28 protein-coding genes are annotated in these 26238 nt (G+C 65.4%); 21 read left to right on the top strand and 7 right to left on the bottom strand.

Going from position 1 to position 26238, the window contains the following annotated elements; genetic code table 11:
- Positions 1–436 precede the first annotated feature (436 nt).
- From sphantq_RS12040 to sphantq_RS12000, 9 genes are all read left to right on the top strand, one after another.
- A complete protein-coding gene (locus sphantq_RS12040; protein ID WP_272798591.1) occupies positions 437–3193 on the top strand; it encodes an Rne/Rng family ribonuclease in 2757 nt (918 codons plus the stop codon).
- 163 nt (positions 3194–3356) lie between these two features.
- Positions 3357–4703, top strand: coding sequence for a M48 family metalloprotease (locus sphantq_RS12035; protein WP_272798590.1), 1347 nt, complete (start codon positions 3357–3359; stop codon positions 4701–4703).
- 2 nt (positions 4704–4705) lie between these two features.
- Positions 4706–5470 (top strand): DsbA family protein, encoded by a 765-nt coding sequence (locus sphantq_RS12030; RefSeq protein ID WP_066599777.1) that lies wholly within the window; start codon positions 4706–4708, stop codon positions 5468–5470.
- 249 nt (positions 5471–5719) lie between these two features.
- On the top strand, positions 5720–5854 hold the full coding sequence (rpmH, locus tag sphantq_RS12025) for a 50S ribosomal protein L34 (protein ID WP_021317369.1): 135 nt from the start codon (positions 5720–5722) through the stop codon (positions 5852–5854).
- Positions 5855–5886: 32 nt separating this feature from the next.
- On the top strand, positions 5887–6300 hold the full coding sequence (gene rnpA / locus sphantq_RS12020; protein WP_272798589.1) for a ribonuclease P protein component: 414 nt from the start codon (positions 5887–5889) through the stop codon (positions 6298–6300).
- Positions 6297–6509, top strand: a complete 213-nt coding sequence (gene yidD / locus sphantq_RS12015) for a membrane protein insertion efficiency factor YidD (protein ID WP_066599775.1) — start codon at positions 6297–6299, stop codon at positions 6507–6509. Before rnpA ends, yidD begins: the two co-directional genes overlap by 4 nt.
- Positions 6510–6539: 30 nt before the next feature.
- Positions 6540–8243: a membrane protein insertase YidC gene (yidC, locus tag sphantq_RS12010; protein WP_272798588.1), complete on the top strand. Its 1704-nt coding sequence runs from the start codon at positions 6540–6542 to the stop codon at positions 8241–8243.
- 191 nt (positions 8244–8434) lie between these two features.
- Positions 8435–9082: a ribosome biogenesis GTP-binding protein YihA/YsxC gene (gene yihA / locus sphantq_RS12005; RefSeq protein ID WP_272798587.1), complete on the top strand. Its 648-nt coding sequence runs from the start codon at positions 8435–8437 to the stop codon at positions 9080–9082.
- 6 nt (positions 9083–9088) lie between these two features.
- Positions 9089–9388 (top strand): alkylphosphonate utilization protein, encoded by a 300-nt coding sequence (locus sphantq_RS12000; protein WP_066599770.1) that lies wholly within the window; start codon positions 9089–9091, stop codon positions 9386–9388.
- Positions 9389–9448: 60 nt separating this feature from the next.
- Here sphantq_RS12000 and sphantq_RS11995 read toward each other — a convergent pair whose 3' ends face one another.
- A complete protein-coding gene (locus sphantq_RS11995; RefSeq protein ID WP_066599767.1) occupies positions 9449–10000 on the bottom strand; it encodes a 2'-5' RNA ligase family protein in 552 nt (183 codons plus the stop codon).
- Positions 10001–10128: 128 nt separating this feature from the next.
- On the opposite strand from sphantq_RS11995, the gene sphantq_RS11990 reads away from it, so the two are divergent.
- The 4 genes from sphantq_RS11990 to sphantq_RS11975 all read left to right on the top strand — a co-directional run bounded on the left by sphantq_RS11990 (position 10129) and on the right by sphantq_RS11975 (position 13271).
- Positions 10129–10575 carry a pyridoxamine 5'-phosphate oxidase family protein gene (locus sphantq_RS11990; protein WP_272798586.1) on the top strand — a complete coding sequence of 149 codons (447 nt, stop codon included), beginning with the start codon at positions 10129–10131 and terminating at the stop codon, positions 10573–10575.
- Positions 10576–10580: 5 nt separating this feature from the next.
- The gene (locus sphantq_RS11985; RefSeq protein WP_272798585.1) at positions 10581–10976 is read left to right on the top strand and encodes a DoxX family protein; all 396 of its coding nucleotides are present in this window, start codon (positions 10581–10583) and stop codon (positions 10974–10976) included.
- Between the two features lie 64 nt (positions 10977–11040).
- On the top strand, positions 11041–13089 hold the full coding sequence (locus sphantq_RS11980) for a carbon starvation CstA family protein (protein ID WP_129925717.1): 2049 nt from the start codon (positions 11041–11043) through the stop codon (positions 13087–13089).
- Positions 13086–13271, top strand: coding sequence for a YbdD/YjiX family protein (locus sphantq_RS11975; RefSeq protein ID WP_066599759.1), 186 nt, complete (start codon positions 13086–13088; stop codon positions 13269–13271). Before sphantq_RS11980 ends, sphantq_RS11975 begins: the two co-directional genes overlap by 4 nt.
- A 241-nt stretch (positions 13272–13512) precedes the next feature.
- Here sphantq_RS11975 and sphantq_RS11970 read toward each other — a convergent pair whose 3' ends face one another.
- Together sphantq_RS11970 and sphantq_RS11965 are read right to left on the bottom strand one after the other, a co-directional pair.
- Positions 13513–14430: an XdhC family protein gene (locus sphantq_RS11970; RefSeq protein WP_272798584.1), complete on the bottom strand. Its 918-nt coding sequence runs from the start codon at positions 14428–14430 to the stop codon at positions 13513–13515.
- A 119-nt stretch (positions 14431–14549) separates the two neighbouring features.
- Positions 14550–15218, bottom strand: coding sequence for a S24 family peptidase (locus tag sphantq_RS11965; RefSeq protein WP_066599752.1), 669 nt, complete (start codon positions 15216–15218; stop codon positions 14550–14552).
- Between the two features lie 297 nt (positions 15219–15515).
- Here sphantq_RS11965 and sphantq_RS11955 point away from each other — a divergent pair, with 297 nt between their 5' ends.
- Positions 15516–15887 carry a hypothetical protein gene (locus sphantq_RS11955; RefSeq protein WP_272798583.1) on the top strand — a complete coding sequence of 124 codons (372 nt, stop codon included), beginning with the start codon at positions 15516–15518 and terminating at the stop codon, positions 15885–15887.
- Between the two features lie 22 nt (positions 15888–15909).
- On the opposite strand, the gene sphantq_RS11950 is transcribed toward sphantq_RS11955, so the two are convergent.
- Together sphantq_RS11950 and sphantq_RS11945 are read right to left on the bottom strand one after the other, a co-directional pair.
- Positions 15910–16884, bottom strand: a complete 975-nt coding sequence (locus sphantq_RS11950; protein WP_066599736.1) for a hypothetical protein — start codon at positions 16882–16884, stop codon at positions 15910–15912.
- A gap of 48 nt (positions 16885–16932) precedes the next feature.
- A complete protein-coding gene (locus sphantq_RS11945; protein ID WP_066599734.1) occupies positions 16933–18159 on the bottom strand; it encodes a TIGR04063 family PEP-CTERM/XrtA system glycosyltransferase in 1227 nt (408 codons plus the stop codon).
- 105 nt (positions 18160–18264) lie between these two features.
- Here sphantq_RS11945 and sphantq_RS11940 point away from each other — a divergent pair, with 105 nt between their 5' ends.
- From sphantq_RS11940 to sphantq_RS11930, 3 genes are read left to right on the top strand one after another with little or no spacing between them, the layout of a single operon-like run.
- Complete coding sequence (locus sphantq_RS11940; protein WP_165363561.1) at positions 18265–18402, top strand: hypothetical protein; 138 nt, start codon at positions 18265–18267, stop codon at positions 18400–18402.
- On the top strand, positions 18395–19759 hold the full coding sequence (locus sphantq_RS11935; RefSeq protein ID WP_066599731.1) for a putative O-glycosylation ligase, exosortase A system-associated: 1365 nt from the start codon (positions 18395–18397) through the stop codon (positions 19757–19759). The genes sphantq_RS11940 and sphantq_RS11935 overlap by 8 nt, the downstream gene beginning before the upstream one ends.
- Positions 19756–20463: a hypothetical protein gene (locus sphantq_RS11930; RefSeq protein WP_129925712.1), complete on the top strand. Its 708-nt coding sequence runs from the start codon at positions 19756–19758 to the stop codon at positions 20461–20463. The genes sphantq_RS11935 and sphantq_RS11930 overlap by 4 nt, the downstream gene beginning before the upstream one ends.
- Here sphantq_RS11930 and sphantq_RS11925 read toward each other — a convergent pair.
- Positions 20423–20977 carry a type 1 glutamine amidotransferase domain-containing protein gene (locus tag sphantq_RS11925; protein WP_272798582.1) on the bottom strand — a complete coding sequence of 185 codons (555 nt, stop codon included), beginning with the start codon at positions 20975–20977 and terminating at the stop codon, positions 20423–20425. The two genes, sphantq_RS11930 and sphantq_RS11925, sit on opposite strands and share 41 nt — an antisense overlap.
- A gap of 100 nt (positions 20978–21077) precedes the next feature.
- Between sphantq_RS11925 and sphantq_RS11920 the strand changes: the two genes are divergently transcribed.
- The 3 genes from sphantq_RS11920 (at position 21078) to sphantq_RS11910 (ending at position 23821) form a co-directional block, all read left to right on the top strand.
- Entirely contained in the window at positions 21078–22085 is a 1008-nt protein-coding gene (locus sphantq_RS11920; RefSeq protein ID WP_066604843.1) for a DNA topoisomerase IB, read from the top strand.
- Positions 22086–22168: 83 nt separating this feature from the next.
- A complete protein-coding gene (locus sphantq_RS11915) occupies positions 22169–23335 on the top strand; it encodes a mechanosensitive ion channel family protein (RefSeq protein ID WP_129925709.1) in 1167 nt (388 codons plus the stop codon).
- Between the two features lie 78 nt (positions 23336–23413).
- Positions 23414–23821, top strand: a complete 408-nt coding sequence (locus sphantq_RS11910) for a hypothetical protein (RefSeq protein ID WP_272798581.1) — start codon at positions 23414–23416, stop codon at positions 23819–23821.
- Here sphantq_RS11910 and dgcA read toward each other — a convergent pair.
- Positions 23815–24792: an N-acetyl-D-Glu racemase DgcA gene (gene dgcA, locus sphantq_RS11905; RefSeq protein ID WP_066604840.1), complete on the bottom strand. Its 978-nt coding sequence runs from the start codon at positions 24790–24792 to the stop codon at positions 23815–23817. The genes sphantq_RS11910 and dgcA overlap by 7 nt on opposite strands.
- Before the next feature lie 103 nt (positions 24793–24895).
- Here dgcA and sphantq_RS11900 point away from each other — a divergent pair, with 103 nt between their 5' ends.
- Positions 24896–26188: a class I SAM-dependent methyltransferase gene (locus sphantq_RS11900; RefSeq protein WP_066599715.1), complete on the top strand. Its 1293-nt coding sequence runs from the start codon at positions 24896–24898 to the stop codon at positions 26186–26188.
- Positions 26189–26238: the final 50 nt, after the last annotated feature.

The following is a 26238-nucleotide window of genomic DNA, read 5'->3' as shown; positions in this document are numbered from 1 at the left end:
TCCTTCACGATGAATTGGGCATCGACAGCCCGACCGGCGGACAAGGCATTATATTTCAGGCGGCCGTTGCCCCGTCGGTATTTGACTGCTACCCATTCATATTCCCGAAAGACTTGCCGATATCATGGCAGCCTTGCGGGGCAATGAGACAGGCACCGGCGGAGGCAGTATTTGCCCCCCGCAGTGTCGCAAACAGGTTGACGCTGCATGAGGCATGATTTCCATTCCACGCTTGCCCCGGTAACGGGCGATGCGGCGTGGATGGTCCGGCCCGGCGATTTGTCCGGCCCTGCCGACGCAGCAGACGCGCATAATTTCCTTCAAACCTGGACGATGCCGACATCCGCGCCCTTAACGGAGCGCGCCCGGCCGTCCCTTCACTATCGCGTGGCGGCGCGGCCCTGTGCCGCAGCCCGTCCACGCCGGAGACATGTAAATGACAATGCGTATGCTGATCGACGCGCGCCACCGGGAAGAGACCCGGGTCGCGGTCGTCAAGGGTAACCGGATCGAGGAATTCGACTTCGAGTCCGCTGAGCACAAGCAGCTCAAGGGCAATATCTATCTGGCCAAGGTCACCCGCGTAGAGCCTTCGCTCCAGGCGGCCTTCGTGGATTATGGCGGCAACCGCCATGGCTTCCTCGCTTTCAGCGAAATCCACCCGGATTATTATCAAATCCCGCGTGAAGACCGCGAGGCATTGCTGCGCGAAGAACGCGCCCATGCCGAGGAAGAAGCCGCGCTGCGCGCCGATTTCGACGATGACGATCATGATCTGGACCACGACTCCATCGCGCCCGAAGGCGGCGTGGAATATGTCGAAGCGAGCCATCATCATGACGATGAAGAGCCGGGCGAAGACGCCGAGCAGACCGAAGGCGAAGGCGCAAACGACGGGACCAACAGCGCGCCGAACGGCCGTCGCGGCGGACGCGGTCGTGGCCGCGGGGGCGACGAAGCCGCCGACGAACTGCGCCGCAAGCGCATGGCCCTGCGCCGCCGGTACAAGATTCAGGACGTCATCAAGCGCCGCCAGGTGCTGCTGGTCCAGGTCGTCAAGGAGGAACGCGGCAACAAGGGCGCCGCGCTGACCACCTATTTGTCGCTCGCCGGCCGCTATTGCGTGCTGATGCCCAACACCAGCCATGGCGGCGGCATTTCGCGCAAGATCAGCAATGCGGCCGACCGCAAGCGGTTGAAGACGATCATCGCCGAAATGGCGCTGCCTTCTTCCATGGGCTGCATCGTGCGCACCGCGGGCCTCCAGCGCACCAAGCCGGAAATCAAGCGCGACTTCGACTATCTCGCCCGCCTGTGGGACGAGATTCGCGAAAAGACGCTGAGCGCCGCCGCGCCCGCGCTGGTCCATAATGACAGCGACCTCATCAAGCGAGCGATCCGCGACATCTACAACAAGGATATCGAAGAGGTCATCGTCGAGGGCGAGCATGGCTATCGCGCCGCCAAGGACTTCATGCGCCTGCTGATGCCCAGCCATGTGCGTCGCGTGAAGCAATATGCCGATCCGGTGTCGCTGTTCCAGCGCGCCAGCGTCGAGGAACAGCTGGCGGCGATGTACAACCCCGTCGTCCAGCTCAAGTCCGGCGGCTATCTGGTCATCAACCCGACCGAGGCTCTGGTGTCGATCGACATCAACTCAGGGCGCTCGACCCGCGAACATGGCATAGAACAGACGGCCGTGGCGACCAACCTGGAAGCTGCGCGTGAAATCGCGCGTCAGCTGCGCCTGCGCGACATGGCCGGCCTCGTCGTCATCGACTTTATCGACATGGAGGTGAACTCCAACATCCGTAAGGTCGAGAAGGCGATGAAGGAGGCGCTGAAGGACGATCGCGCCCGCATCCAGGTCGGCCGCATCTCCGGCTTCGGCCTGATGGAAATGAGCCGCCAGCGCCTGCGCACCGGCGTTCTGGAAGCGTCCACCCGCCAGTGCCCGCATTGCGAAGGCACCGGCCTGGTCCGCACCGCATCGTCGGCGGGCCTGGGCGCGCTGCGCATGTTGGAAGAGGAAGCGGCGCGCGGTCGCGGCAACCTCATCACCCTGCGCGCCAGCCAGGAAGCGGCCTTCTACGTCCTCAACAACAAGCGCCGCGAACTGGACGAGATCGAGCAGCGCTATGGCGTGCGCATCGAAATCCTGCCCGATGGCGAGATCGAAGGCGCGCGCATGTCGGTCGAGGCCAGCGGCCCGCGGCCTGAGCGTGTCGTCAGCTATGCGCCGCTGCCGGAAGAGGACGACGATCTGGACGTCATCGAGGAGGAGGAAGAGGAAGAGGTCGAGGAAGCCGAAGCCGAAACCGAGCAGGAGGACCGCAGCAACCGAGGCGAGCGCGCGGACGAAGACCGCGATGGCGGACGCCGTCGTCGCCGTCGCCGTCGCCGTCGTGGGGGTCAGCGCGAGGAGAATCGTGCCGGTGAAGACGCCAGCGACAATGGCGACGCGGAATCGGAGGATGAAGACGAGGACGTCGTCATCGCCGAAGACGCGAACGACGCACCGGTGGAAGCCGCTACTGCCGCCGATGACGAAGAGGGTAGCGCACGCCGCCGCGGTCGTCGCGGTCGCCGTGGGGGTCGTCGCCGTCGCGAAGGTAGCGAAGACGCTGCGACGCTCGAAGCCGACACAGGCGAATCGGAAGAGACCGTTGGCGAGGTCGCCGAGCCGGTGGTCGAGGCCCCAGCTACCGAAGCCGTGGTCGAGGAAGCGCCCGCCGAGGACGCGCCCAAGACCCGTCGCCGCCCCCGCGCGCGCAAAGCCAATGCGGATGTCGTTCCGGTAGCCGAAACCGTGGCCGAGCCGGTGGCGGAAGTCGCCGCCGAGGCCGCGCCGGTCGAAGCCGTTGCCGAGGAGGTCCCGGCCAAGCCCAAGCGCCCCCGTCGCAAGAAGCCTGTCGCAGCGGAAGCGGATGTCGTTGCCGAGGAAGCCGCCCCTGTCGCCGAGGCGCCCGTTGCCGAGGAGGCGCCGGCCAAGCCCAAGCGTCCGCGCCGCAAGAAGGCCGTCGTCGCCGAAGCGGAGGCTGAAGACGCCGCACCCGCGGTCGAAGCCGCTGCCGAAGCCGCCGCGCCTCAGACGCCAGTCGCCGAAACCGCCGACGCCGGCAATGGCGAGGATGGCGTAGGCGAAGATGGCGAACCGCGCCGTGGCTGGTGGCAGCGCACCTTCGGCCAATAAGGTCGGACTTAGGCTGTTATGAACAAGCGCCGCTGCCCATCCGGTTCCGACCGGTGCGCAGCGGCGCTTTTCGTTGCGCCCCCTGCTTCACGGCAGGTTCAGCCCGGCCTTGGCACGACGCCGCTGTGACCGTCTGCTTCTCCCTGCCAACGGCCCGCTCCTGATGCGGCGGCTTAAATTTTGCGCGCTGGCGATCGCCGCGCTCGCCTGCATGGTGCGCCCGGCCCTCGCCCAGCAGATATTGCGCGATGCCGAAACCGAATCCTTCATGGCCGACATGTCGGGCCAGTTGGTCAAGGCAGCCGGCATGGAGCCGAAAAACGTCCAGGTCATGGTCATCAACGACCCGGAGATCAACGCCTTCGTCGCGGGCGGCCAATATGTCTGGGTCCATAGCGGCCTGATCGCCCAGGCCGACAATGTGAACCAGTTGCAGGGCGTGGTCGCGCATGAACTGGGCCATATAGAGGGCGGCCATATCATCCGTTCGGGCGAGGGGATCAAGGAAGCCACCAGCGTCACCCTGCTCAGCCTGGTGCTGGGCGCCGCGGCGATCGCGGCGGGCGGCGCGGAAGCAGGCATGGGCATCATGGGCCTGGGCCAGCAAGCGGCGATGACCAAATTCCTGGCATTCTCCCGTGGGCAGGAAAGCTCGGCGGATCTGGCCGGCGCGCGCTACCTGTCGAAGGCGGGCCTGAGCGGCAAGGGCAGCCTGGAATTTTTCAAGAAGCTGCAGAATCAGGAATATCGGCTCGCCATCCCGCAGGACAATAGTTACGGCCGCACCCACCCTCTGTCAGGCGAACGCATCAATGTGCTGCGCGAAGTCTATAGCGTCGATCCGGCCTGGGAGCGGCCGGTCGACCTGGCGCTCGAACAAAGGTTCGAACGGATCAAGGCCAAGCTGATCGGCTTCGTGTCCGAACCCACCCAGACCTTGCAGAAATATCCCGAAACCGACCAGTCGATGCCGGCCCATTATGCCCGCGCCTATGCCTGGCATAAGAGCGCCTATCCGCAAAAGGCGCTGGCCGAAGCCGACGCCCTGCTCGCCGCCGCGCCGGACGACCCCTATTTCCTGGAACTCAAGGGCCAGATCCTGCTCGAAAGCGGTCGCCCCAAGGACGCGGTGGCGCCGCTGCGCGAAGCGGTGAAGATCACCAACCAGCCGCTTATTTCCGTGCTGCTGTCCCACGCCCTGATCGCGACCGAGGATGAGGCGAATTTCGCCGAGGCCGAACAGGTGCTGCGCCTGGCCGTGCAACGCGATCGGGAAAACCCCTTCGCCTGGTATCAACTGGGCGTCGTCTATGAACGGCGCGGCGACACGCCCCGCGCGGCGCTGGCGACCGCGGAACGCTACGCCATGATGGGCGAACATCCCATGGCGCTGCGCAGCGCCGACGGCGCGATGCAGGGGTTGAAGCCCGGCACGGTTGACTATCTGCGGGCGCAGGATATCGCGATGACATCCCGCGCGGCGATCGAGCAGCAGCGCAAGAAAAGATAGACATGACAGACCAGACCCGGCCCAGCTTTCGCACGGCCCTTTCCAACAGGACCATTCAAATGACCCTTGGCGCACTCGCCCTGACCGCCGTTGCCGGCATCGCGCTGGCTGCCCAGGCGCCTGCCAGCGTCAACGCCCAGGATAAGGCGGCGATCGAAAAGATCGTCCATGATTACATTCTGGAGCATCCCGAAATCATCCCGCAGGCGGTGGAGAAGTTGCAGGCCAAACGCATGTCGGGCATGATCGACGCCAGTCGCAGCACGCTCGAAACCCCCTATGCCGGGGCGTGGGAAGGCGCCACCAACGCCGACGTCACCGTGGTCGAGTTTTTCGACTATGCCTGCGGCTATTGCCGCGCCTCGCTGCCCGACCTGGCCAAGCTGGTCGCCGGCGACGCGAAGGTGAAGGTGGTCTATCGCGAACTGCCCATCCTGTCGGACGAAAGCAGCGCCGCGGCCAAGGTATCGCTGCTGGCGGCCGAACGCGGCCAATATATGCCCTATCACAAGGCGCTTTATGACGCGGGCAAGGTCACGCGCGACACCATCGTCGCGGCGGCGGCGAAAGCGGGCATCACCAAATCCGAAGCCGATTCGGCGATCGCATCGACCAAATATGATGCCGAAATCCAGTCCAACATCGCCCTGGCCCAGAAACTCCAGGCCAGCGGCACCCCGACCTTCGTGATCGGCGGCCAGGTGCTGGGCGGCGCGGTCGGCTATGACGCACTCAAGGCGGCCGTGGCGACGGCGCGGGGGAAGTAAGCGTTCCAAGGACGCCGTTCGCCCTGAGCGAAGTCGAAGGGTTCTGCTGGGAGTGAAGCCACTGCGCTCCGCCCAGCGATGGACTTCGACAGGCTCAGCCCGAACGGACGGCAGGTCCGCCGTGAACCGCTTCCGCCATTGACTTCCCACCCCCTTTTGCCTATCGGACGCCCCCTGACTGGTGGCCGCTGTTTTGGCGGCCCTTTTTTGTCACGCCCGATTCTCTAGTTGTTTTTTGAGGAATGAACGATGAAGCGCACTTTTCAGCCGAGCAATCTGGTTCGGAAGCGCCGTCACGGTTTTCGCGCTCGCATGGCGACCCCCGGCGGCCGCAATGTGATTCGCGCGCGCCGGTCGCGCGGCCGCAAGAGCCTGAGCGCCTGATCGACGCGCCGCCGTCCGCCGCGCCTGCCGTCATGAGCAGGCGTGCGGATTTTCTGGCGGCGAACCGTGGACGCCGCGCGCCCATGCCGGGTTTCGTCCTGCTGGTGCGCGAACGCGGCGATGGCGACCCGGCGATGCGGATCGGCATCACGGTCACGAAAAAGATTGGCGGCGCCGTCATCCGCAACCGGATGAAGCGCCGCTTTCGCGTTCTGGCGCGCGCGTTGCTGCCGGCCCATGGCATTGCCGGCGCGGATCATGTGCTGATCGGCCGCGAAGGCGGGATCGAACGCGATTTTGCGCTGTTGCACGCCGAACTGGGCAAGGCGTTGGGCAAGATCATGACGCGCCCGATCGACCCGCCGCGCGGCCCGCCGCGTCCGCGCAAGGGCAAGACCGCCAGAAAGAGCGACACGCCCGCGGCGCGTTCAAGCGAACAGCCGTGATCGGCCGCCTGCTGATCCTGATCGCGCGCTTCTGGCAACTCGGCCCTTCGCGCGTCCTGCCCCCCACCTGCCGCTACGCCCCCTCCTGTTCGGAATATGCGATTCAGGCGATCCGCAAATATGGCGCGATCAAGGGTAGCTGGCTGGGGTTCAAGCGGCTAATGCGATGCCACCCTTGGGGCGGGTCGGGCTACGACCCGGTCCCCTGACACAGATATAAGACGGCGGAGCCGAACAACGTGGACGACAAGAAGAATATCATTCTGGCGGTGCTGCTGACCGCGGCGATCCTGTTCGGCTGGCCCTATGTCTCGCATTATTTCTTCCCGGCGGCCAATCCGCCCGCGACGAAGATCGAAGGCGGCAAGACCACCCCGGTCGCCGCCCCCGGCACCGACACCGCCGACGGTCCGGCCACGATTCGCGATCGCGCCATCGTGCTGAAGGAAAGCCCGCGCGTGCCGATCCGCACGCCCAAGCTGACCGGATCGATCAACCTGCGCGGCGCGCGCATCGACGATATCGTGCTGCCAACCTATCGCGAGACGATCGACAAGGATTCGCCCGCCGTTCGCCTATATAGCCCCAGCGGCACGCAGGACGCCTATTTCGCCGGCTTCGGCTGGCAGGGCGAAGGGTTGAAGACGCCGAACAAGAACACGGTCTGGACCGCTCAAGGCAGCGCGCTGACGCCGACGAGTCCCGTCACGCTGACCTGGAACAACGGTGCGGGCCAGTTGTTCGAAATCCGCCTGAGCGTCGATCAAAATTACATGATTTCCGCCGCGCAGAAGGTGTCGAACAGCGGCGCCGGCGCCGTCGGCGTCAAGCCCTACAGCTATATCAGCCGCACCGGCATCCCCAAGGATCCCGACACCTGGACCATCCATGTCGGCCCCATGGGCGTGTTCAACGGCGCGGCCAATTATGACGTGAATTATAAAAATCTGGACGAGGGTCCATCGACCCAAAGCTTCCAGTCCAAGGGCGGCTGGATCGGCTTTACCGACAAATATTGGCTCTCCGCGCTCGTCCCCGGCGCTGACGCCGATTTCGCGGGCCAGTTCCGTAAGGGCGCAGGCACGCAATATCAGGCCGACGCCGCGCTCGGTTCAACCATGCTCGCGCCCGGCAAGGCCGCAACCCAGACCATTCGCCTCTATGTCGGCGCAAAGGAAGTCAAGACGCTCCAGGCCTATGAGCGCGACGGCGTGAAGCTGTTCGACCGCGCGATCGACTGGGGCTGGTTCTACTGGTTCGAACAGCCGATCTTCGCGCTGCTCCACTGGCTGTTCGAAACGCTCGGCAATTTCGGCGTGGCGATCATCTGCCTGACCTTCGTCGTTCGCGCGATCATGTTCCCGGTCGCCCAGCGCCAGTTCGCCAGCATGGCGGCGATGCGCGCGGTGCAGCCCAAGATGAAGGCGCTGCAGGAGAAATATAAGGACGACAAGCCGCGCCTCCAGCAGGAGATGATGGCGCTGTACAAGACGGAAAAGGTCAACCCGCTCGCCGGCTGCCTGCCCATCTTCATCCAGATCCCGATCTTCTTCGCGCTCTACAAGGTGCTGATGCTGACGATCGAAATGCGCCACCAGCCCTTCGTGCTGTGGATCAAGGACCTGTCCGCGCCCGACCCGCTGCATATCTTCAACCTGTTCGGCCTGCTGCCCTTCACCCCGCCGTCCTTCCTGGCGATCGGCGTGCTGGCGCTGCTGCTGGGCATCAGCATGTATTTCCAGTTCAAGCTGAACCCCGCGCAGATGGACCCGATGCAGCAGCAAATCTTCTCGATCATGCCATGGATGATGATGTTCATCATGGCGCCCTTCGCGGCGGGCCTGCTGGTCTACTGGATCACCAACAACTGCCTGTCGATGGCGCAGCAATGGTGGTTGTACAAGCGCCATCCCGTGCTGAGCACGGCGAGCGCGACGAAGTGAATAACCCTACCAAGTCCCCGTTCGTGCTGAGTAGGGACTGAGCCCTTCGACTGCCCGCTTGCAGCAGGCGCTCAGGATAAACTTCACCGAAGGTGAAGTCGAAGGCCCGTATCGAAGCATCGCGCGCCTTCGGCCCTTCGATACACCGCTTCGACAAGCTCAGCGGCTACTCAGGGCGAACGGAGAAGAACGTGACAGAAGAAGAAAATACTGACCTGATCGAGGAAGCGCGCAAGCTGTTCAGCGGCCCGATCGCCTTCCTCAAATCCGCGCCCACGCTGGACTTCCTGCCCGACATGGACGTCAACGAAGTCGCGTTCGCGGGCCGCTCCAATGTCGGCAAATCCTCGCTGCTCAATGCGCTGACCAATCGCAATGGCCTGGCCCGCACATCCAACACGCCGGGCCGCACGCAGGAATTGAACTTCTTTGACGTGGGCGTGCCGCTTCAGTTCCGGCTGGTCGATATGCCGGGCTATGGCTATGCCAAGGCGCCCAAGGATGTCGTGCGCAAATGGAAGTTCCTGGTGAACGACTATCTGCGCGGGCGCGCCTCGCTCAAGCGGGCGCTGGTGCTGATCGACAGCCGCCATGGCGTCAAGGACGTCGATAATGACATGCTCGACATGCTGGATGGCGCGGCGGTCAGCTATCGCATCGTCCTGACCAAGGCGGACAAGATCAAGGCGAGCGAACTGGCGGCGGTGACTCAGGCCACCGCCGACGCGATCCGCAAGCGCCCCGCCGCCCATCCCGAGATCATCGTCACGTCGAGCGAGAAAGGCATGGGCATCCCGGAATTGCGCGCCGCCGTGCTGCAAAGCGTGACCCAGGGATAGATCGCCATGGACGACGACGATTATGTCTATGACGAAGCCAGCGGCGAATGGATCAGCGCGGCGAACGCCGTAGCCGCAAATGATGGTGACGCCGTCGAAGTTCGCGATTCGGTCGGCAACCTGCTGGCCGACGGCGATCAGGTTACGCTGATCAAGGATCTGACGGTCAAGGGCGCAGGCCAGACGCTCAAGCGCGGCACGCTCATCAAGTCGATCCGCCTGACCGGCGATGCTCAGGAAATCGACTGCCGCTATGACGGGATCAAGGGCCTGGTGCTGCGCGCGGAATTCGTCCGCAAACGCTGAATATTGTAACCCGTGTTCCCGCGCAGGCGGGAACATGACGCGACCAAGTCAAGCGAGGCTCTAAAACAGCCGATATTGCGCATCGCCCCTGAGCGGCCAACGGCCCATAATCTCATGCCGGGTGCGGCCCACATGGCTGCACACCAAGACCACCTCCTCCACCCGCCATCCGAACCCGTCGATGCGCTGCTGCCTGGGCCGGCCGTCGCGGTAGAACAGGGTTTGGTGCGGGCTGAAGCTCCAGCCTGGACGCGGCGTCGCCCCGGCCCGCGCCATCGCGGCGGCGACCTGCTGCTGCACCGTTTTCAACCCGGCGATGCTGCGCGAAGGCCGCAACGCCGCCGACCGGCCGCCAAAGTTCACACCGTCCATCAGCAGGTCGAACGGCTCCGCCATGATCCCCGCGCCCGCCCGGCGCAGCGCCTTGATCAGTTCATAGGGATAGTCGGGCCAGTCGGTCGTGATGCCCAGCGTGACATGCTGATGTTCGGGCAGGATACGATCCGCCCCCGGCGCCAGCGTCGCGGCGAAATGATCGATCTGCCGCGCGACGACCGGCGGCGGCTTCAGCGCGAAGAAGGGGCGGTAAAGCGGCGTGGTGCGGCTTTCCATGACGGCGACTCCCGAATCATATCTATTATGTTCATGATATGTTCTTATCGATCGAGAGTCGAATCCGATCGATGGAACCCGACTCGGCCCATCCTGCGTTAACAGCGGATCGAGTAGAGGAGACTCCCATGGTGCAGCACACGATGGCCAGCCTGGCCGAAAAGATGCAGCATATCGATTTTGCCATGCTGTCCACCCATACGGAGGATGGCCATATCGGCGCCCGTCCGATGAGCAACAATCAGGATGTGGCCCATGGCGGCGACAGCTATTATTTCATCACCGAAGACACGCTGATGGTCCGGGATATCGAGCGTGACCCGCGCGTCAGCCTGTCCTTCCACGGCAAGAGCGGCCTGTTCGGCCAGCGCCCGCTGTTCATCGCGCTGGAAGGGCGCGCCGACCTGATCCGCGACCGCGCCCAGTTCGACGCGCATTGGAACCCCGATCTGGAACTCTGGTTCGAGGGTGGCGCCGACACGCCGGGGCTGGTGATGATAAAGGTCCATGCCGAGCGCGCCCATTATTGGGATGGGCAGGATGAGGGCGAGCTGGAAATCGACGTGATGCATTGACCGCGATGCGCGGCCGGACAATCGGCCGACTGGTTCTGGCCGCCGCCTACGCCTTTGCCGGTATTGCGCATCTGTCGCGGCCGGCCGGTTTTCTGGCGATCACGCCGCATTGGGTGCCCATGCCCGAACTGGTTGTGGCCCTGACCGGCGTGGCCGAACTGGCCGGCACGATCGGGCTGATGATCCCGCGCCTGCGCCCCGCGGCGGGCATGGGCCTTGCGCTCTACGCTCTGTGCGTCTGGCCGGCCAATATCAACCACGCCATCAACGACATTCCCCTGGGCGGGGTGCATCTGAGCTGGTGGTATCATGGCCCGCGACTGGCGCTACAGCCCGTCATCATCTGGTGGGCGCTCTGGGCCAGCGGCGTCACAGACTGGCCGTTCCGGCAGCGCCGCTAGGCGGTTGTGTTTCGGTTGGGGGGGATTAGGGTGCCGACGTCCCCCCAACCGCTCTGGAGCACATGTGACCCGGCACCTACCCTGGATTTTGACAGCGATCATCGGTGCAATCGCCCTTACCGTCGTCGCGGTGTCGCGTGGCGAAGCGGTCAACGCACTGTGGATCGTGGTCGCGGCGGTTAGCTGCTTCCTGGTCGCCTACCGCTATTACGCCCTCTTCATCGCCCGCCATGTGATGCGGCTGGACCCGGCGCGGCCCACCCCGGCGATCCTCCGCGCCGATGGCCTGGACTATGTCGCGACCGACAAGGCCGTCCTGTTCGGCCATCATTTCGCGGCGATCGCGGGCGCAGGGCCGCTGGTGGGACCAGTTCTGGCGGCGCAGATGGGCTATCTCCCCGGCACGTTATGGATCATCGTCGGCGTCGTACTGGCGGGGGCGGTGCAGGATTTCATGATCCTGTTCATCTCCATGCGGCGCGACGGCAAGTCGCTGGGCGAACTGATCCGCATGGAAATGGGGCAGGTCGCAGGCACCATTGCCCTGTTCGGCGCCTTCATGATCATGGTCATCATCCTGGCCGTGCTGGCGCTGATCGTGGTGAAGGCGCTGGCGGAAAGCCCCTGGGGCATGTTCACCGTCGCCGCCACCGTGCCGCTGGCGATGGCGATGGGCGCCTATACGCGCTGGATCAGGCCCGGCCGCATCGGGGAAGTGTCTCTGCTGGGCCTGATCGGCCTGCTGGCGGCGATCGTCTATGGCCAGGCGGTATCGCTGTCGCCGGTCTGGGGTCCGATCTTCACCTTCACCCCGGTCCAGCTCTGCTGGATATTGATCGGCTACGGCGCAGTCGCCTCCGTCCTGCCGGTCTGGCTGCTGCTCGCGCCGCGCGATTATCTCTCCACCTTCCTCAAGATCGGCGCGATCGCGGCGCTGGCGATCGGCATCGTCATCATGGCCCCGCCGCTCAAGATGCCGGCGCTGACGCAATTCGTCGGCGGCAACGGCCCGGTCTGGTCGGGCGGCCTCTTCCCCTTCCTGTTCATCACCATCGCCTGCGGGGCGGTGTCGGGCTTCCACGCGCTGATCGCCAGCGGCACCACCCCCAAGCTGATCGCCAGCGAAGCCCATGCGCCGATGATCGGCTATGGCGCGATGCTGATGGAGGCGTTCGTGGCGATCATGGCGCTGGTCGGCGCATCGATCCTGGACCCCGGCATCTATTTTACGATGAACAGCCCGGCCGCGCTGATCGGCACGGACGCGGCCAGCGCGTCGGCCGCCGTCACCGCCATGGGCTTCCCGATCTCGCCCGACCTCATCGCCCAGACGGCGAAGGATGTCGGCGAACATAGCGTCATCAGCCGCGCGGGCGGCGCGCCGACGCTGGCGGTGGCGATGGCGGAGATTTTCAGCCATGTCGTAGGCGGCCCGGCGATGAAAGCCTTCTGGTATCATTTCGCGATCCTGTTCGAAGCCTTGTTCATACTGACGGCCGTCGATGCCGGCACCCGCGCCGGGCGCTTCATGTTGCAGGATCTGATCGCGCTGGCCGTGCCCAGTTTCAAGGATACGAAAAGCCATGTCCCCGGCATCGTCGCCACCGCGCTAACGGTCGCGGCCTGGGGCTTTTTCCTCTATCAGGGCGTCACCGATCCGCTCGGCGGCGTGAATACGCTTTGGCCCGTGTTCGGCATTTCCAACCAGATGCTCGCGGCGATCGCACTGATGCTGGGCACCGCCGTCCTGTTCCGCTTGAAGCGCGACCGGTTCGCCTGGGTGACTTTGGTCCCCACCGCCTGGCTGCTGATCTGCACCCTGTCCGCGGGCTGGCTCAAGCTCTTCTCGGCCGACGTCAAGGTCGGCTTCCTCGCTCATGCCGCGAAATTCAGCGCAGCGGCGGATGCGGGCACGGTGCTGGCCCCCGCCAAATCCATGGCGGAGATGCAGCGCATCATCTTCAACGACCGGATCGACGCCGCGCTGGTGGCGCTGTTCCTGGCGGTCGTGCTGGCGCTGCTCTTCTTCACCATTCGCACCTGTGTCGCCGCCCGGCGGACCGCCGCGCCCACGGCGCGCGAAATCCCCTCCCAGTTGGCGCCGGCGGAATGAGCGGGCTGTTCGCCACGCTGCGCCAGACCGCGCGACTCATGGTCGGCCTGCCCGACTATGACGCCTATCTGCGCCACATGGCCGCGCATCATCCCGACCGGCCAGCCATGGACCGTACGCAATTTTTTCGGGACCGGCAGGAAGCGCGCTACGGCGGCAGGAATGGCGGCCGCTGCTGCTGAAAAATATCCTGCCGAAACAAAGGGGATAACGGCTCTCGCTGGAGTCGTTCCCTGCCGAACATTACAGCGCCTGTAATATTACGATTGTATAACGGCGCTTGGCGACGAGAAATTTCTCCAATACGTCCTTTGGGGTATTGATCCATCCCGTCGCTTTGTTAGGGCGCGCCATCCTTTGTGCCCGACAGCGTGGGGGATATGTCCCCTGCCCATCTCTTGCGGCAGGGGGCACGCATGACGGTCAACGTCGCGCGTTAAACCCCGCGACCATCCCCGCCGTGATCGACAGCGCGATTTCCGCCGCGCCGATCGCGCCGATATCCAGCCCCGCCGGCCCATCGATACGGGCCAGGTCATCGGCCCCGAAGCCCAGCGCCCCCAGTCGCTCCAGCCGCGCCGCATGGCTCTTGCGCGATCCCAGCGCCGCGACATAACCCGTCGATGCGCGGAGCGCCGCCACCAGCGCAGGGTCGTCGATCTTGATGTCATGGCTCAATGTCACCACCGCGGTCGATTCGCCGGGGAAGCGCGCCGCGATCGCCTCGTCGGGCCAGCGGTCGTCCAGCTCCACGCCGGGGAAACGCTCCACCGTCAGGAACCGGCCGCGCGGGTCGATCACCACCGGCGTTACGCCGATCGCCTGCGCCAGCGGCACCAGGCTCTGGGCGATCTGCACCGCACCGACGATCAGCAGACGGCGCGGCGGATCGTAGCGATTGAGGAAATCCCCTTCTCCCGCCGCCTCGCGCGTCACGCCGCTGTCCAGGTCGGTCGCCAGCGTCAGCGCCCGGCCGCGCGCGCTGGCGGCGGCGATCCGGTCGAACAATCCGGGCGCGAAGCCGGCCTCGCTCACCGGCTGGACCAGCACCGCGATCTCGCCGCCGCACGGCAGGCCGACTTCCCAGGCATCGCCATCGGCCACGCCATAGCTTTCGACATGGGCGTTGCGCCCGCCGATCACTTCCGCCGCGCGTTGCAACACGTCGCTTTCCACGCAGCCGCCCGAAATACTGCCCTCGAACCGGCCATCGGCATGGACGATCATATGGCTGCCGCGCGGCCGCGGCGCCGATCCCCAGGTCGACACCACCGTCGCCAGCGCCATGGGCGCGCCGCGCCATTCCTGTCCCTTGCGGATCACCGCGCCATTATCGTTCAATCGACACTCCTCTGGCGCAGCCACGCCATCGCCTCAACGGCAGCATAACACCGTGCCGACCCCGCCTATCCCGACCCAGTCGGAAAACATCCACTTGACGGATTGGGAGGCGGACACCGCTAATGCAAGCGCCTGCCGCTCCAGACGACCCGGCCGACAATATCCACCAGCGCCGGATCGATATCCGCCCAGTCGGGATAATGCGGATTATCGCTCACCACGCTGAACCAACCGCGCCGCGGCCCCATGGCGACGCGCTTGACCATCAGCACGCCGTCCAGCCGCAGCACATAGACGCCGTCGCGCAGGCGGCCCGCATCATCGTCATGATCGACCATGATGTCGTCGCCGTCGTTCAGCGTCGGCGCCATCGATTCGCCATCGACCCGGATGATCGACACCCGTTGCGGTCGCACGCCCAGATGGCGCAGCCAGCGCGCATCGAACGCCATCACGCCCGCCGCCTGCTCATCCTCGTCCAGCGATCCCAGCCCCGCCGACGCGCCCAGCGCCAGCCGCGGCACCGCGACCACCGCGGGCATCCCGCGCATCCGGGCGGGGGCCGCGACCGGCGCCGTCGCGCCGCCCAGCATCTGTTCGGGCACGCCGAAATAGCGCGCCAGCACGCGCCGATCCTCCTCGTCCAGCTTGCGTGGCGTGCCGCGCTTGATGAACTGCTGAATATAAGCGGGATTGCGGCCGATCAGCCGGGACAGATCGGCATAATTCTCCCCCCGTTCGGCAATCAGCCGATCGAGCGCAATCCGGGTATGTTCCGATTCATCCATATCCAATCCATAATGATAGGAATTTTCCTAGACAAGTAGGAAATTGCGTTAGAGATAGGAATAAACCTATCGACTTGCAGCGGGCGAGTCGTGCTGACTGGGGAGAAGAAGGCCAATGTTGCTGCGCATGATCGAACAATTTCTTCGCGAATTTAAGATGCGGCCAACCACTTTCGGACGTCGCTGCGCACGCGATCCACGCCTGGTTTTCGACCTGCGCCTGGGTCGGCAACCCGGCGATCGCATAAGGAGACGAGTAGAACATTTCATGAACACTTATCGCAGGAGCATCAGCCAATGACAAGTCTGGATCATGAGTTCGGCGTGGCCAACCTCATCCGAAATAAAGGAATAGGAAGGAAAAGGGCGCATCCGCTGCCGCCCTTGCTGGCGCAACTGCTTGCCCGCGCGGGCGAACCCGCCATCGTCGAACGGGCGGTCAGCCGCCCCTGGGCCAGCGCCCTGTTCGAAGGGCAGCGCCATATGGTGCGGCTGCGCCTGAGCGGCGAGGATTTCCCTGAACGCGGCAGCGCCTTCATGGCAGGCCTCGCCGATGCCGAATGGGTGCTGCCGGGCCATTTCGTCGCTGACATCAGCGTCGATGATGGCGATGCGGATATGGAGAGCGTCTGGCTGGAACTGTCCGCCCTGACGATCGAAGACTGGTAAGACCTGCGCCGGGCGGCGGCTGTCACCGTCGCCCGGTCATGGAACGCAGCGCGCCCAGCGCGGCGCGCAGCGCTTCGTCGGCATCCTGCTCCACCGTCTTGCGCACCGGCACGGCCGAGGCCACCGGCATGTCGGCGATCATACCGCCACCGGCCCCGGCCGACGACATTTTCCGCGACCTGTGTTTAAGCCCGCGTTCCAATCGCTCGGTCAGTTCGCTGATCGACAGGCCATGGGTGGAGGGCATGGGCAGCGGCGCGGGACGGATTGTTTCGGCGGGCTGGGCGACGCTGGCGGGCATCGCAGGCGCGGTCCATTCGGCCGCGACCGGCGCTGCTTCAAACGTGGCATAATCTTCGTCCGCGCCATCATCGTCGATATCGTCTTCGACCAGGGTCGGAACGGCAAAGGGACCGGCCGGCCGCAGGAAGGCGGGTTGCGGCAGCTCTGCGTCCGTCAGCGGCATCGGCGCGCTGGGCATGGGCAGCTTGCCGAGCGGGACGATCGTGTCGCGCTCCGGGTCGCGACGCGCCACCAGCGATCGGCGGCCCGATTCGGCGCGCGGGAAAATGTCGATCCCGTCAAAGTCCCGGCTCGCGAAGATCGGCGGGCGTGACGGCGCATCAGGATGCGCGTCGGCGCGCCGCAGGATCGGCGCGTCCGGTTCGATGCCCGATGCAGCACGGCCCCGCGCCAGCGCGGTCAGCTTGGAGAATGCGAAACCCATTTTACGTGCTCCCTGGACGCGATGGGCGCGTCCTTTCCCATCTTCTTGTTCCGGCGCATCCGCATCGCGGCGTGCCAGGCCGACCAGGCCGATCGCCATGACGCCGGCGAAACCCGCCATCATCAGCCGCGCCTTCCATCCCAACGGCGGCGCCGCGGCCGGCCACGCTTCGCTGAGGCCGCTCGACGCCACGATCATCTCGACCAGGCCGACCGGCATCCACAACACCAGCAACGCAGCCGCCAGACCGGCCAGTGCGGCGATCGCCATGCCCCGCCTGCTGATGACTCCCGCCGCCACCTTATGTTCAACCCTTGCTCATGCGGCCGCGCGCGTCCGTGCGGGACGCGCCAGCAGCCGCTGGTAAACGGGTTCATAACGCACAATGTTTGACGACCAGTTACGCTCGCGCTCGACGAACGCGCGGGCCACGGCCCGGCGTTCATCCCATCCGTCGCGATTGGCGAACAGGTCCGCCAGCGCCGCGGCGATCGCCGCCGGATCGTCGGGCGCGAACAGGGCGCCGGTGACGCCATCCTCGATCAGTTCGCGATGCCCGCCGACGCTCGACGCCGCGACCAGACGCCCTTGCGCCATCGCCTCCAGCGGCTTTAGCGGCGTGACCAGATCGGTCAGCCGCATCGCCTTGCGCGGGTAAGCCAATATATCGACCTGCGCATAATAATGTTCGACCTGGTCGTGCGGCACCCGGCCGACGAATACGATATGGTCGGCGAAGGGCGACGCCATCGCCTGGTCGCGCAGCGCCTGTTCGCGCGGGCCGCCGCCGACCAGCAGCAGCTTCGCCCTGGGCCGGGCGCGCACGAGTCGCGGCATCGCGGCGATCAGGTCGTCCAGCCCCTCATAATCATAGAAGCTGCCGATGAAGCCGACCACGTCGGCCCCCTCCAGGCCCAACTTCGCGGTCAGCGCCGGGTCGCGATCGACCGGCGTGCCGAACTGGTCCATATCGACGCCATTGGGCGACACCACGATCTTGTCCGCATCCACGCCGCGCGCGATCAGGTCGCCGCGCAGCCCTTCGCAGATCACCGCCACGGCATCGGCCGCGCGCACCGCATGGGTTTCAAGCTGGCGGGTCAGCCAATAGCGGGGATTGCCCTCGACCCCGGTGCCGTTGCCGACCGCCGCATCTTCCCAGAAGGCGCGGATTTCGTAGATCATCGGCAGGCCGTGGCGCCTGGCCACGCGCTGCGCCGCGATGGCGTTCAACACCGGCGAATGGGCATGGATCACGTCCGGCCGCCAGGCCCGCACCAGCGCGTCGATCGCATCGGCATGGGCCGATATGTCGCGCCATTCGCGAATCAGCGGATTGCCGCTGGCCGGTTCGCCCGGCGTGCGATGGAAGGTCAGGCCGTCGACCATCTCCTGCTCCGGCCCCTGCGCCGCATGGCGATGGCCGGTGATGCCGCGCACCTCCCACCCCTTTGCCATTTGCGCGCGCAGAATCGCGCGGGTGCGAAATGTGTAGCCGCTATGGAGCGGCAGACTGTGGTCCAGGACATGGAGAATACGAGTCATAGCCCAATCGGTTTGCCGGAAAAGGTTTAACGGCCCGTCAACTCTGTCTCGCTAGTGGGGACAAGTGCCGAACGGAATCACTCAGCCCCCTATGATCGACGCGCGATGATCGACGCCCTGTCCCTGCTGATCAGCCATGGCGTGATCCTGCTCGCCGCCTGGCGGCTGTTGCCGCGCGCCGATCTGGATCGCGACCCGCCCGCGCAGCTTCCTTCGGCGCCGGAACCGCATACCGATGCGTGACCTCTTCTTCATCGCCTTTCTCGGCATCTTCGGCCTGATGGGCCTGAAACGGCCGTTCCTGCTGGTCGCGGTCTATGCCTATATCGACATCGTCTCGCCCCAGCGCCTGTCCTATTTCCTGCTCAACACCATCCCCATCTCCGCCATGGCCTTTGCCGCCATGGTCGGGGCCTGGCTGGTCATGGACGACAAGAAGGATTGCCGATTCTCGGTGCGGCAGGGGCTGATGCTCGTGCTGGTGGCCTATTGCGGCTATACCACCATGACCGCGGATTTCCCGGCCGAAGCGCTCACCAAATGGAATTGGGTGTGGAAGGCGATCATCGCGGGCATCTTCCTGCCGCTCGTCCTGCGCACCCGGCTGCGGATCGAGGCGCTGACCCTCTTCATGATTCTTTGCGCCAGCACCATCATCATCAATGGCGGCATGAAGACCGCGCTGTCGGGCGGCGGCTATGGCGTGCTCAACCTGATGGTCGAAAATAACAGCGGCCTCTATGAAGGCAGCATCATCAGTTGCGTCGCCATCTCGCTGATGCCGCTCATCCTCTGGCTGTCCAACCATGGCACCATCTTCCCGCCGGACTGGCGCGTGAAGACCTTCTGCTACGCCCTGTGCCTCGCCTGCATGTTGATGCCGATCGGCACGGAGGCGCGCACGGGCCTCGTCTGCCTCGTCATCCTCTTCGGCATGATGCTGGTGCGGTCGAAGAAGAAGTTCGTCTATGGCCCTCTGCTGGCCGTGGCCGCGCTGGCGTCCATCCCCTTCCTGCCCGCCAGCTTCACCCAGCGGATGGAGACGATCGAGAATCACCAGGGCGACGAAAGCGCCGCCACCCGAGTCGCGGTGTGGATGTGGACGCTCGACTATGTGAAGCAGCATCCAGGCGGCGGCGGCTTCGACAATTATCTCCAGAACAGCTTCACCTATTTCGCCCAGAGCACCGTCGTCGACAGCGGCGGCGCACGGATCGAGCGGCGCATCGTCACCGACAAGGGCCGCGCCTATCACAGCGCCTATTTCGAGATGCTGGGCGAACAGGGCTATTTCGGCTTCTTCATCTGGGCGCTGATCCACGGCATTTGCTTCATCCGCACCGAGATGATCCGCCGCCTGTATCGCAAGAGAGATGGCCCGGACGAGGCCTGGATCTCGCCCTTCGCCTCGGCCCTGCAACAGGGCCATGTCGTCTACATGATCGGATCGCTGTTCGTGGGCATCGCCTATCAACCCTTCATCTTCATGATGCTCGCGCTTCAGATCGGCCTCGACACCTATCTGACGCGGCTGCGCAAGGCGGCGGCGCGCGACGATCTTGCCGCGACGCTCGGTGCGGGACGGAGCGTCCCGGCATGATCGGAGAATTGCGCCTTTTGGGTCTGGCCCACGGCCTGCTGCTCGGCCTGTTGCTCGCCTGTTCATGGCAGGTGCCGGACTTGCTGCCCTGGGGCATCGATGCGCTGCTGCTTGTCGGCGGCTTCCAGCTACGCCTCGCCGATCGTCGCATCATCCCGCGTCCCGGCGCGCGGGAGTGGATCAGCCATATCCGCATGGCCCCGACCCGCCTCATCCGCTGGGGCGCCGCCGCGGTGATCGCCCTGATCGCCGGTCATGCCGACCTGGCTATCGCTATTCTACTCGCCGCGCTGACCTGCGAATTGCTGGCCTATCCGCTGACAACGCGGCTGCTGGGCCGGGTTCCGCTGGCGCCAGCGGCGGCGATCCTCATGCTGCTGGTCGCCGCGCTTGGCCTGCCCGGCCCGGCCACGCTGCATTTCATACTAGGCTTCCTGACAGGCGTCACCGCCGCCATAGTCTGGCTGCGCGGCCCCGATGGGGAGCCGCGCGCCCTGGCGGCCGTGCTGGGCGGCAGCGCCGCCGCTGTCGCCACAGCCGTCATCTTCCCCGGCATCCTGGCTTTCGCCGCGCCGACGCTGACCGTCTGCGCGGCGTGGACGCTGGCCTATCTGTCGCTGCTCCGCCGCCCGGTCACGCCCTGGCGCCTGGGCGCCCCGCCGCTCAGGCTGCGACCGTCTGCGATTCGCCGACCGCTTTCTTGAACGCGGCGACGAACGCGGGGATATCGTCCGGCTTGCGGCTGGTGATGATGTTCCCGTCGATCACGACTGGCTGATCGACCACCTGCGCGCCGGCATTGGCGAGGTCCGTGCGCACCGACGGCCAGGATGTTACGGTCTTGCCGCGCACGACATCGGCCTCCACCAGCAGCCATGGCGCGTGACAGATCGCCGCCAAGGGCTTGCCCGTTTCGGCAAAGGCGCGAATGAGTGCCACCGCTTTCTCGTCCATTCGCAACGTATCGGGATTGGCCACCCCGCCCGGCAGGATCAGGCCGTCATATTCGGCGATCTTCACCGCCTCCAGCATGATATCGGGCGTGATCCTGTCGCCCTTCTCGTCATGCTTCATGCCCTGAATGGGCTTCGTATCGGGCGACGCGAGCACGACCTGCGCCCCGGCGTCGATCAGGGCCTGACGCGGATCGAACAGTTCGGACTGTTCGAAGCCGTCGGTGGCGATGATCAGGATTCGGCTTTCTTCAAGGGCGAGCATGATCGTCTCCTCTATGGGGAAGCAGCCTCAACGGCCGTCCGCTGGGGAAGTTGCGGAACGAAGCGACGAACGGCGGGTTTTCGGCCATGAGAAGGATAAGATGGCCAACACCTCCATCGTCCATGCGGACGACTCCATTCCCGGCATTACGCGACGCGCGCTCAAGCACGGATGGGCCTATTATGACGCCCACGGCACGCGCATCGCCGACCGCGATGAAATCGACCGGCTGAACGCGATCGCGCTGCCGCCGGCCTATGTCGACTGCTGGTACTGCCCCTCGCCCTGGGGCCATATCCAGGCGATCGGTTATGATGATCGCGGTCGCAAACAATATCGCTATCACCCCGACTTCCGCGCCGCGCGGGAGGCGCAGAAATATGCCGGCTGCCCCGATTTCGGCCGCGCCCTGCCCAAATTGCGCGAACGGCTGGAGGCCGACCTGTTGCGCCGCGGCCTGCGCAAGGACCGCACGCTGGCCGCCGTGATCCGCCTGCTCGACTTGGCCAAGCTGCGCGTGGGCAACGAACATTATGCCACCACCAACAAGAGTTTCGGCGCCACCACGCTGCGCCGCCGCCATGTCGACCTGTCCGGCAAGTCGTTGACGCTGCGCTACCGCGCCAAGTCGGGCAAGCAACAGCAACTCACCGTCACCGACACTCGTCTGCTGCGCTTCGTGCGGCAGGTGCAGGATCTGCCCGGCCAGCATCTCTTCCAATATCTGGATGAGGATGGCGACGCCCGGCCGATCACCTCGAACGACGTCAACGCCTATATCGCGCAGGCCATGGACGGCCCCTTCACCGCCAAGCATTTCCGCACCTGGGGGGCGTCCACCATCGCGTTCGAAACATTGGCGGCCGGCCATGTCTCGCTTAAGGACCTACTCGAACCGGTGTCGCGGGCGCTGGGCAATACTCCCGCGATCAGCCGCAAATCCTATGTCCACCCTGCTTTGCTGGCTTTGTGCAAGGATGGGCAGGATGCGTGGCGCGAAGGGCTTCGCTTGCCGCGCCGGACGCGCTATCTGTCGCGCGGGGAGCGCGGCCTGATTGCGTTTCTCGACGGGATCGCGGATTGCGAGCCGCTCGCAGCGGCGGCCTGATCCGCCCCTTATGTTTTACGCGATTTGCCAGTCATCAGATGATTCCATCTGATTGGAACTCGCTCTCATTCAGACGGAACAGCATGGCCGACAAAAAAGACCCCGCCCTCCCCGCCATCGACGTGCAGGCCCCCAATCTACGCGAAATGTGGGATTCCACCATCACCTGGTTCCAGGTCCATTATGTCCAGATCCTGATCGCGCTCGGCGCGGCCGTGCTGATCTATCTGGCGCTCACCGCGCTGCGCGAATTTGGCAAGCGCAACCGGGGAACGCGCGGCGATCCGCTGGGCTATGCCAATGTGCTGGGCCGCGCGGCGGCGCGCACCACCCATTATTTCATGGTGCTGGTCGCCGCCCGTCTGGTCGTGGGCTATGCCGACGCGCCGGCTTCGCTGACGAAGACCGTCGCTTTCCTCTTCACCATCGCCACCGTGTTGCAGGTCGCGCTCTGGGCGCGGGAGATCATCCTGGGCCTGATCGAGCGCAAAACGCTGGCGCAGGATGGCGGCGGCGAGACGCTGGCCAACGCCATGGGCCTGATTCGCGTGCTGGTCAGCTTCGCCCTGTTCGCGATCGCCACCATCGTCGTGCTCGACAATCTGGGCGTCAACGTCACGGGGCTGGTCGCGGGTCTGGGCATTGGCGGCATCGCCATAGGCCTGGCCGCGCAGGGCATCTTCTCCGACCTGTTCGCCGCGCTCTCGATCATCTTCGACAAGCCATTCCGCCGGGGCGAGACGATCAACTATGACGCTACGACGGCCACAGTGGAAAAAATCGGGCTGAAATCCACCCGCCTGCGCGCAGTCACCGGCGAAAAGAAGGTCATTTCGAACGCCAATCTGCTGCAAAAGGAAATCACCAGCTATTTCACGCTGGACCATCGACGGATCAAATTCGCCATCGGCGTCATATATCAGACGGCGCCCGACGTCGCCGAACAGATACCCGACATATTGAAGGCGATCATCACCGATCTGGGCGGCAATTTCGTCCGGTCCGGTTTTATTGGATTTGGCGCGTCGAGCCTGGATTTCGAGGTGGAGTTCGACGTCTATCTGCCGGACTGGGACGCGATCTACATCGTGCGGCACAAGGTTGGCCTGGCCATCCTGCGGCAATTCAACGATCGCGGGATCGAATTCGCCTATCCCACGCAAACCACTTTCACATCGGCGCCGGATGGGCGGATGATCATGCCGTATGCCGAAGTGCAGCCGGTCAAGCGGGTCGATCTGGAAGGATGAAGGCGGGCCGACGCGCGGACGAGTCGGTTCGTCCCGCGCCGGCTTGTGGCGGCGCCCCTCCGCGCCTAGCGGGGCGCGATGACGATATCGCGCCTCCCCCTTGCCGCCTCGGCGCTCGCCGCCATCCTGTCCGCCACCATTCCCGCAACGGTCCAGGCCGAAGGGTTGGGCGCGGAAATCAACTATGGCCGCGCCGATGGTCATTGGGGGACGGAAATCGGCGCGGGCTACGCGCTGAATATGGCCGGGTTCAGCCTGACGCCGGGCGCCGGCGTCTACCTACGCGATGGCGACACGAAACTTTATGGCCGTGTCGAGGCCGCCTATACCATCCCGCTGTCCGCCACGATCGGCGCGGGTGCGCGCTTCAGCGGCGATCATATCCGCCCCTATGCGACGCTGGCGATGCCGATCATCCCCAAGCTGCGGGCCAAGGCCAATGTCGGTCCCCGATATTATGCGGTCGGCCTGACGCTCGGCTACTGACCGCCGCCCCACAACATACCCGGCTGCAAAAGCCCCTCACGCAGCGCCCATCCACCGTCCCGGTCCTTCGCCAGCAGCAGCGCGCCGTCCAGGTCGATCCAGTCCGCCCCCTGCGCCACCAGCGCAGCCGGCGCGATGCCCAGCGAGGTGCCGAGCATACAGCCGACCATGATGCGAAAACCGCGCGCCCGCGCGTCCTTCGCCAGCGCCAGCGCCTCGGTCAGCCCGCCCGCCTTGTCCAGCTTGATATTGACCGCGTCGAAATCGCCCAGCCGGTCGAGATCGGCGCGCGTATGGCAACTTTCGTCGGCGCACAGCGGCAATGGCGCGCGCACCCCCGCCAACCGCGCTTCCTGCCCATGGATCACCGGCTGTTCGACCATTTCAACCCCCAGCATGGCCAGCGCCGCCGCTTCCGCCGCAATGTCCATGGCGTGCCAGCTTTCATTGGCGTCGACGATCAGCCGGGCGTCCGGCGCGCCTGCGCGCACCGCTGCGATGCGCGCCTGGTCGCCTTCGCCGGTCAGCTTGCATTTCAGCAGCGCAAAGCCCCGCGCCGCCGCCGCCCCGGCATCCGCCTCCATCTTCGCCGGTTCGCCCAGACTGATGGTGAAGGCGCTGGGCAGGGGCGCGGGCGCGTCAAGACTGGCCAGTTGCCACACCGGAACTCCGGCCTGCTTCGCCTCCAGATCCCACAGCGCACAGTCCAGCGCGTTGCGCGCCGCGCCGCGCGGCATATGGGTCAGCAACGCCGTCCGCTCCAGCGGCCCGGCATAGGCCTGAAGCGCCGCGACGCAGCCCTCCGCGCTCTCGCCCTCATAATAGATGGCCGTCCCTTCGCCCCGCCCTTCGTGCACGCCGTCGCTCACGGTGCACACGATGACATCGACATGGGTCTTGGCCCCGCGGCTGATGACGAAGGCGCCCGCCACCGGCCACCGTTCGACTGTCGCGGAAATTATACGGGTCATCGGCCTTCCCTGCGTCATCCATTGACGATCTGTGACGCTGTCATATGCGCGAAACAGGATGAGCGGCATAGTCCGGCGATTCCATAAGGAGCATGTTTTTACAGTGACATCCCGTGACCTCACCGGCCTTCTCCCCCTGACCGAAGCGGGCCATGCCGACAGCGACCTGCCGCGCCGCCTGTCGGACATGGCCTGGCGCATTGGTTTCGGCGCGATCGGCTGGCCCTGGCTGCTCGCCAGCCTGTCGGGTGGTCGCCCGGCGGACAAGCGCGCCCTGCTCGACGAATTGCGCCTGCCGCACGACGCCCTGCCGCATCTGGGCAGTTGGAAGGCCGATGTCGGGTTCCTGCGCCATATCGTGCGTGAAATCGCAAGGACGCGCCCCGCCCATGTGGTGGAACTGGGCGCGGGCGCCTCCTCGCTCATCGCCGCCCGCGCGTTGCAATTGCATGGCGGCGGCCGGCTGCACAGTTTCGACCAGCATGGCGGCTTTGTCGATGCGACCCGGCAATGGCTGGCCGACCATGCGCTCGACGTCGATATCCGCCACGCCCCGCTGACCCATGACAGCGCCGACTGGCCGGGCCGCTGGTATGCGATCGATGCGCTGCCCGACCAGATCGATCTCATCATCATCGACGGGCCGCCCTGGAGCGTCCACCCGCTGGTCCGCGGCGCGGCCGATAGTCTCTTCGCGCGCCTGTCCCCCGACGGCGTGGTCCTGCTGGACGATGCCGCCCGTCCCGGCGAACGACTGGTGGCGCGGCGCTGGCGGCAGCGCTGGCCGCATATCGATTTTCGCCTGGTCAAGGACGGGACCAAGGGGACGCTGGTCGGCCGCCGCCGCGATACCCGCCTGCCGGTCGCCAATGACAATGACGCCGGCCGCAGCTGGCGCCATGTCGGGCGCGCCGCCGCCATCGCCGCTTTGCTCGCCACCGGCTGGATAGCGCGCGGCGCACTGGGCGAATTTCCGCAGACAGCGCAGGCGAGCAGTTTCCTCGACGAAGCCGCCGCCTCCCGCCGCGCCGGCCTGTTGCGCCAGGCCATGGCCTCCCAAGTCGAAAGCGCGACGTTCGACGCGCGGGAGATCGAACAGTCCACCGGCATCGTGCTGCCCGTTTTGCCCGCAGGCTGGCGCGTGACCGATGTCCAGCTCTTCCCGACCCCCGACAGTCCGGCCATCGCCATGTCGATGCTGACGCCACAGGGCGAGGCGCTCTCCTTCTTCGCCGACCGCGCGGAAACCCCGGCGGAGGGCACGCCGCTGATCGCCCGGCAGCAGGGCGAGGTCGTCGCTTATTGGGAAGCCGGCGCGATGGCCTATGCCCTGACCGGCAAGGCCGACACTCGCCGTGTGCTGCAATTGGCGGGGGAAATGGCGGGCGATAGCTGACAGGCTGTCGAAGCGGGTGGGACGGACTGGCCCCAGGCGACGCATTGCTC

It is taken from the genome of Sphingobium sp. AntQ-1, assembly GCF_028538045.1.
GTDB lineage: Bacteria > Pseudomonadota > Alphaproteobacteria > Sphingomonadales > Sphingomonadaceae > Sphingobium > Sphingobium cupriresistens.
Note: the sequence above shows the minus strand (reverse complement) of the source record. Positions and strands in the feature narration are given on the sequence as shown.

Excerpts from the sequence above, each read along its gene's own strand:
- sphantq_RS12040 (WP_272798591.1), top strand. The coding sequence starts at position 437 with ATGACAATGCGTATGCTGATCGACGCGCGCCACCGGGAAGAGACCCGG.
- sphantq_RS12035 (WP_272798590.1), top strand. The coding sequence starts at position 3,357 with ATGCGGCGGCTTAAATTTTGCGCGCTGGCGATCGCCGCGCTCGCCTGC.
- sphantq_RS12030 (WP_066599777.1), top strand. The coding sequence starts at position 4,706 with ATGACAGACCAGACCCGGCCCAGCTTTCGCACGGCCCTTTCCAACAGG.
- rpmH (WP_021317369.1), top strand. The coding sequence starts at position 5,720 with ATGAAGCGCACTTTTCAGCCGAGCAATCTGGTTCGGAAGCGCCGTCAC.
- rnpA (WP_272798589.1), top strand. The coding sequence starts at position 5,887 with ATGAGCAGGCGTGCGGATTTTCTGGCGGCGAACCGTGGACGCCGCGCG.
- sphantq_RS12000 (WP_066599770.1), top strand. The coding sequence starts at position 9,089 with ATGGACGACGACGATTATGTCTATGACGAAGCCAGCGGCGAATGGATC.
- sphantq_RS11995 (WP_066599767.1), bottom strand. The coding sequence starts at position 10,000 with ATGGAAAGCCGCACCACGCCGCTTTACCGCCCCTTCTTCGCGCTGAAG.
- sphantq_RS11990 (WP_272798586.1), top strand. The coding sequence starts at position 10,129 with ATGGTGCAGCACACGATGGCCAGCCTGGCCGAAAAGATGCAGCATATC.
- sphantq_RS11985 (WP_272798585.1), top strand. The coding sequence starts at position 10,581 with ATGCGCGGCCGGACAATCGGCCGACTGGTTCTGGCCGCCGCCTACGCC.
- sphantq_RS11975 (WP_066599759.1), top strand. The coding sequence starts at position 13,086 with ATGAGCGGGCTGTTCGCCACGCTGCGCCAGACCGCGCGACTCATGGTC.
- sphantq_RS11965 (WP_066599752.1), bottom strand. The coding sequence starts at position 15,218 with ATGGATGAATCGGAACATACCCGGATTGCGCTCGATCGGCTGATTGCC.
- sphantq_RS11955 (WP_272798583.1), top strand. The coding sequence starts at position 15,516 with ATGACAAGTCTGGATCATGAGTTCGGCGTGGCCAACCTCATCCGAAAT.
- sphantq_RS11950 (WP_066599736.1), bottom strand. The coding sequence starts at position 16,884 with ATGGCGATCGCCGCACTGGCCGGTCTGGCGGCTGCGTTGCTGGTGTTG.
- sphantq_RS11945 (WP_066599734.1), bottom strand. The coding sequence starts at position 18,159 with ATGACTCGTATTCTCCATGTCCTGGACCACAGTCTGCCGCTCCATAGC.
- sphantq_RS11940 (WP_165363561.1), top strand. The coding sequence starts at position 18,265 with ATGATCGACGCCCTGTCCCTGCTGATCAGCCATGGCGTGATCCTGCTC.
- sphantq_RS11935 (WP_066599731.1), top strand. The coding sequence starts at position 18,395 with ATGCGTGACCTCTTCTTCATCGCCTTTCTCGGCATCTTCGGCCTGATG.
- sphantq_RS11930 (WP_129925712.1), top strand. The coding sequence starts at position 19,756 with ATGATCGGAGAATTGCGCCTTTTGGGTCTGGCCCACGGCCTGCTGCTC.
- sphantq_RS11925 (WP_272798582.1), bottom strand. The coding sequence starts at position 20,977 with ATGCTCGCCCTTGAAGAAAGCCGAATCCTGATCATCGCCACCGACGGC.
- sphantq_RS11920 (WP_066604843.1), top strand. The coding sequence starts at position 21,078 with ATGGCCAACACCTCCATCGTCCATGCGGACGACTCCATTCCCGGCATT.
- sphantq_RS11915 (WP_129925709.1), top strand. The coding sequence starts at position 22,169 with ATGGCCGACAAAAAAGACCCCGCCCTCCCCGCCATCGACGTGCAGGCC.
- sphantq_RS11910 (WP_272798581.1), top strand. The coding sequence starts at position 23,414 with ATGACGATATCGCGCCTCCCCCTTGCCGCCTCGGCGCTCGCCGCCATC.
- dgcA (WP_066604840.1), bottom strand. The coding sequence starts at position 24,792 with ATGACCCGTATAATTTCCGCGACAGTCGAACGGTGGCCGGTGGCGGGC.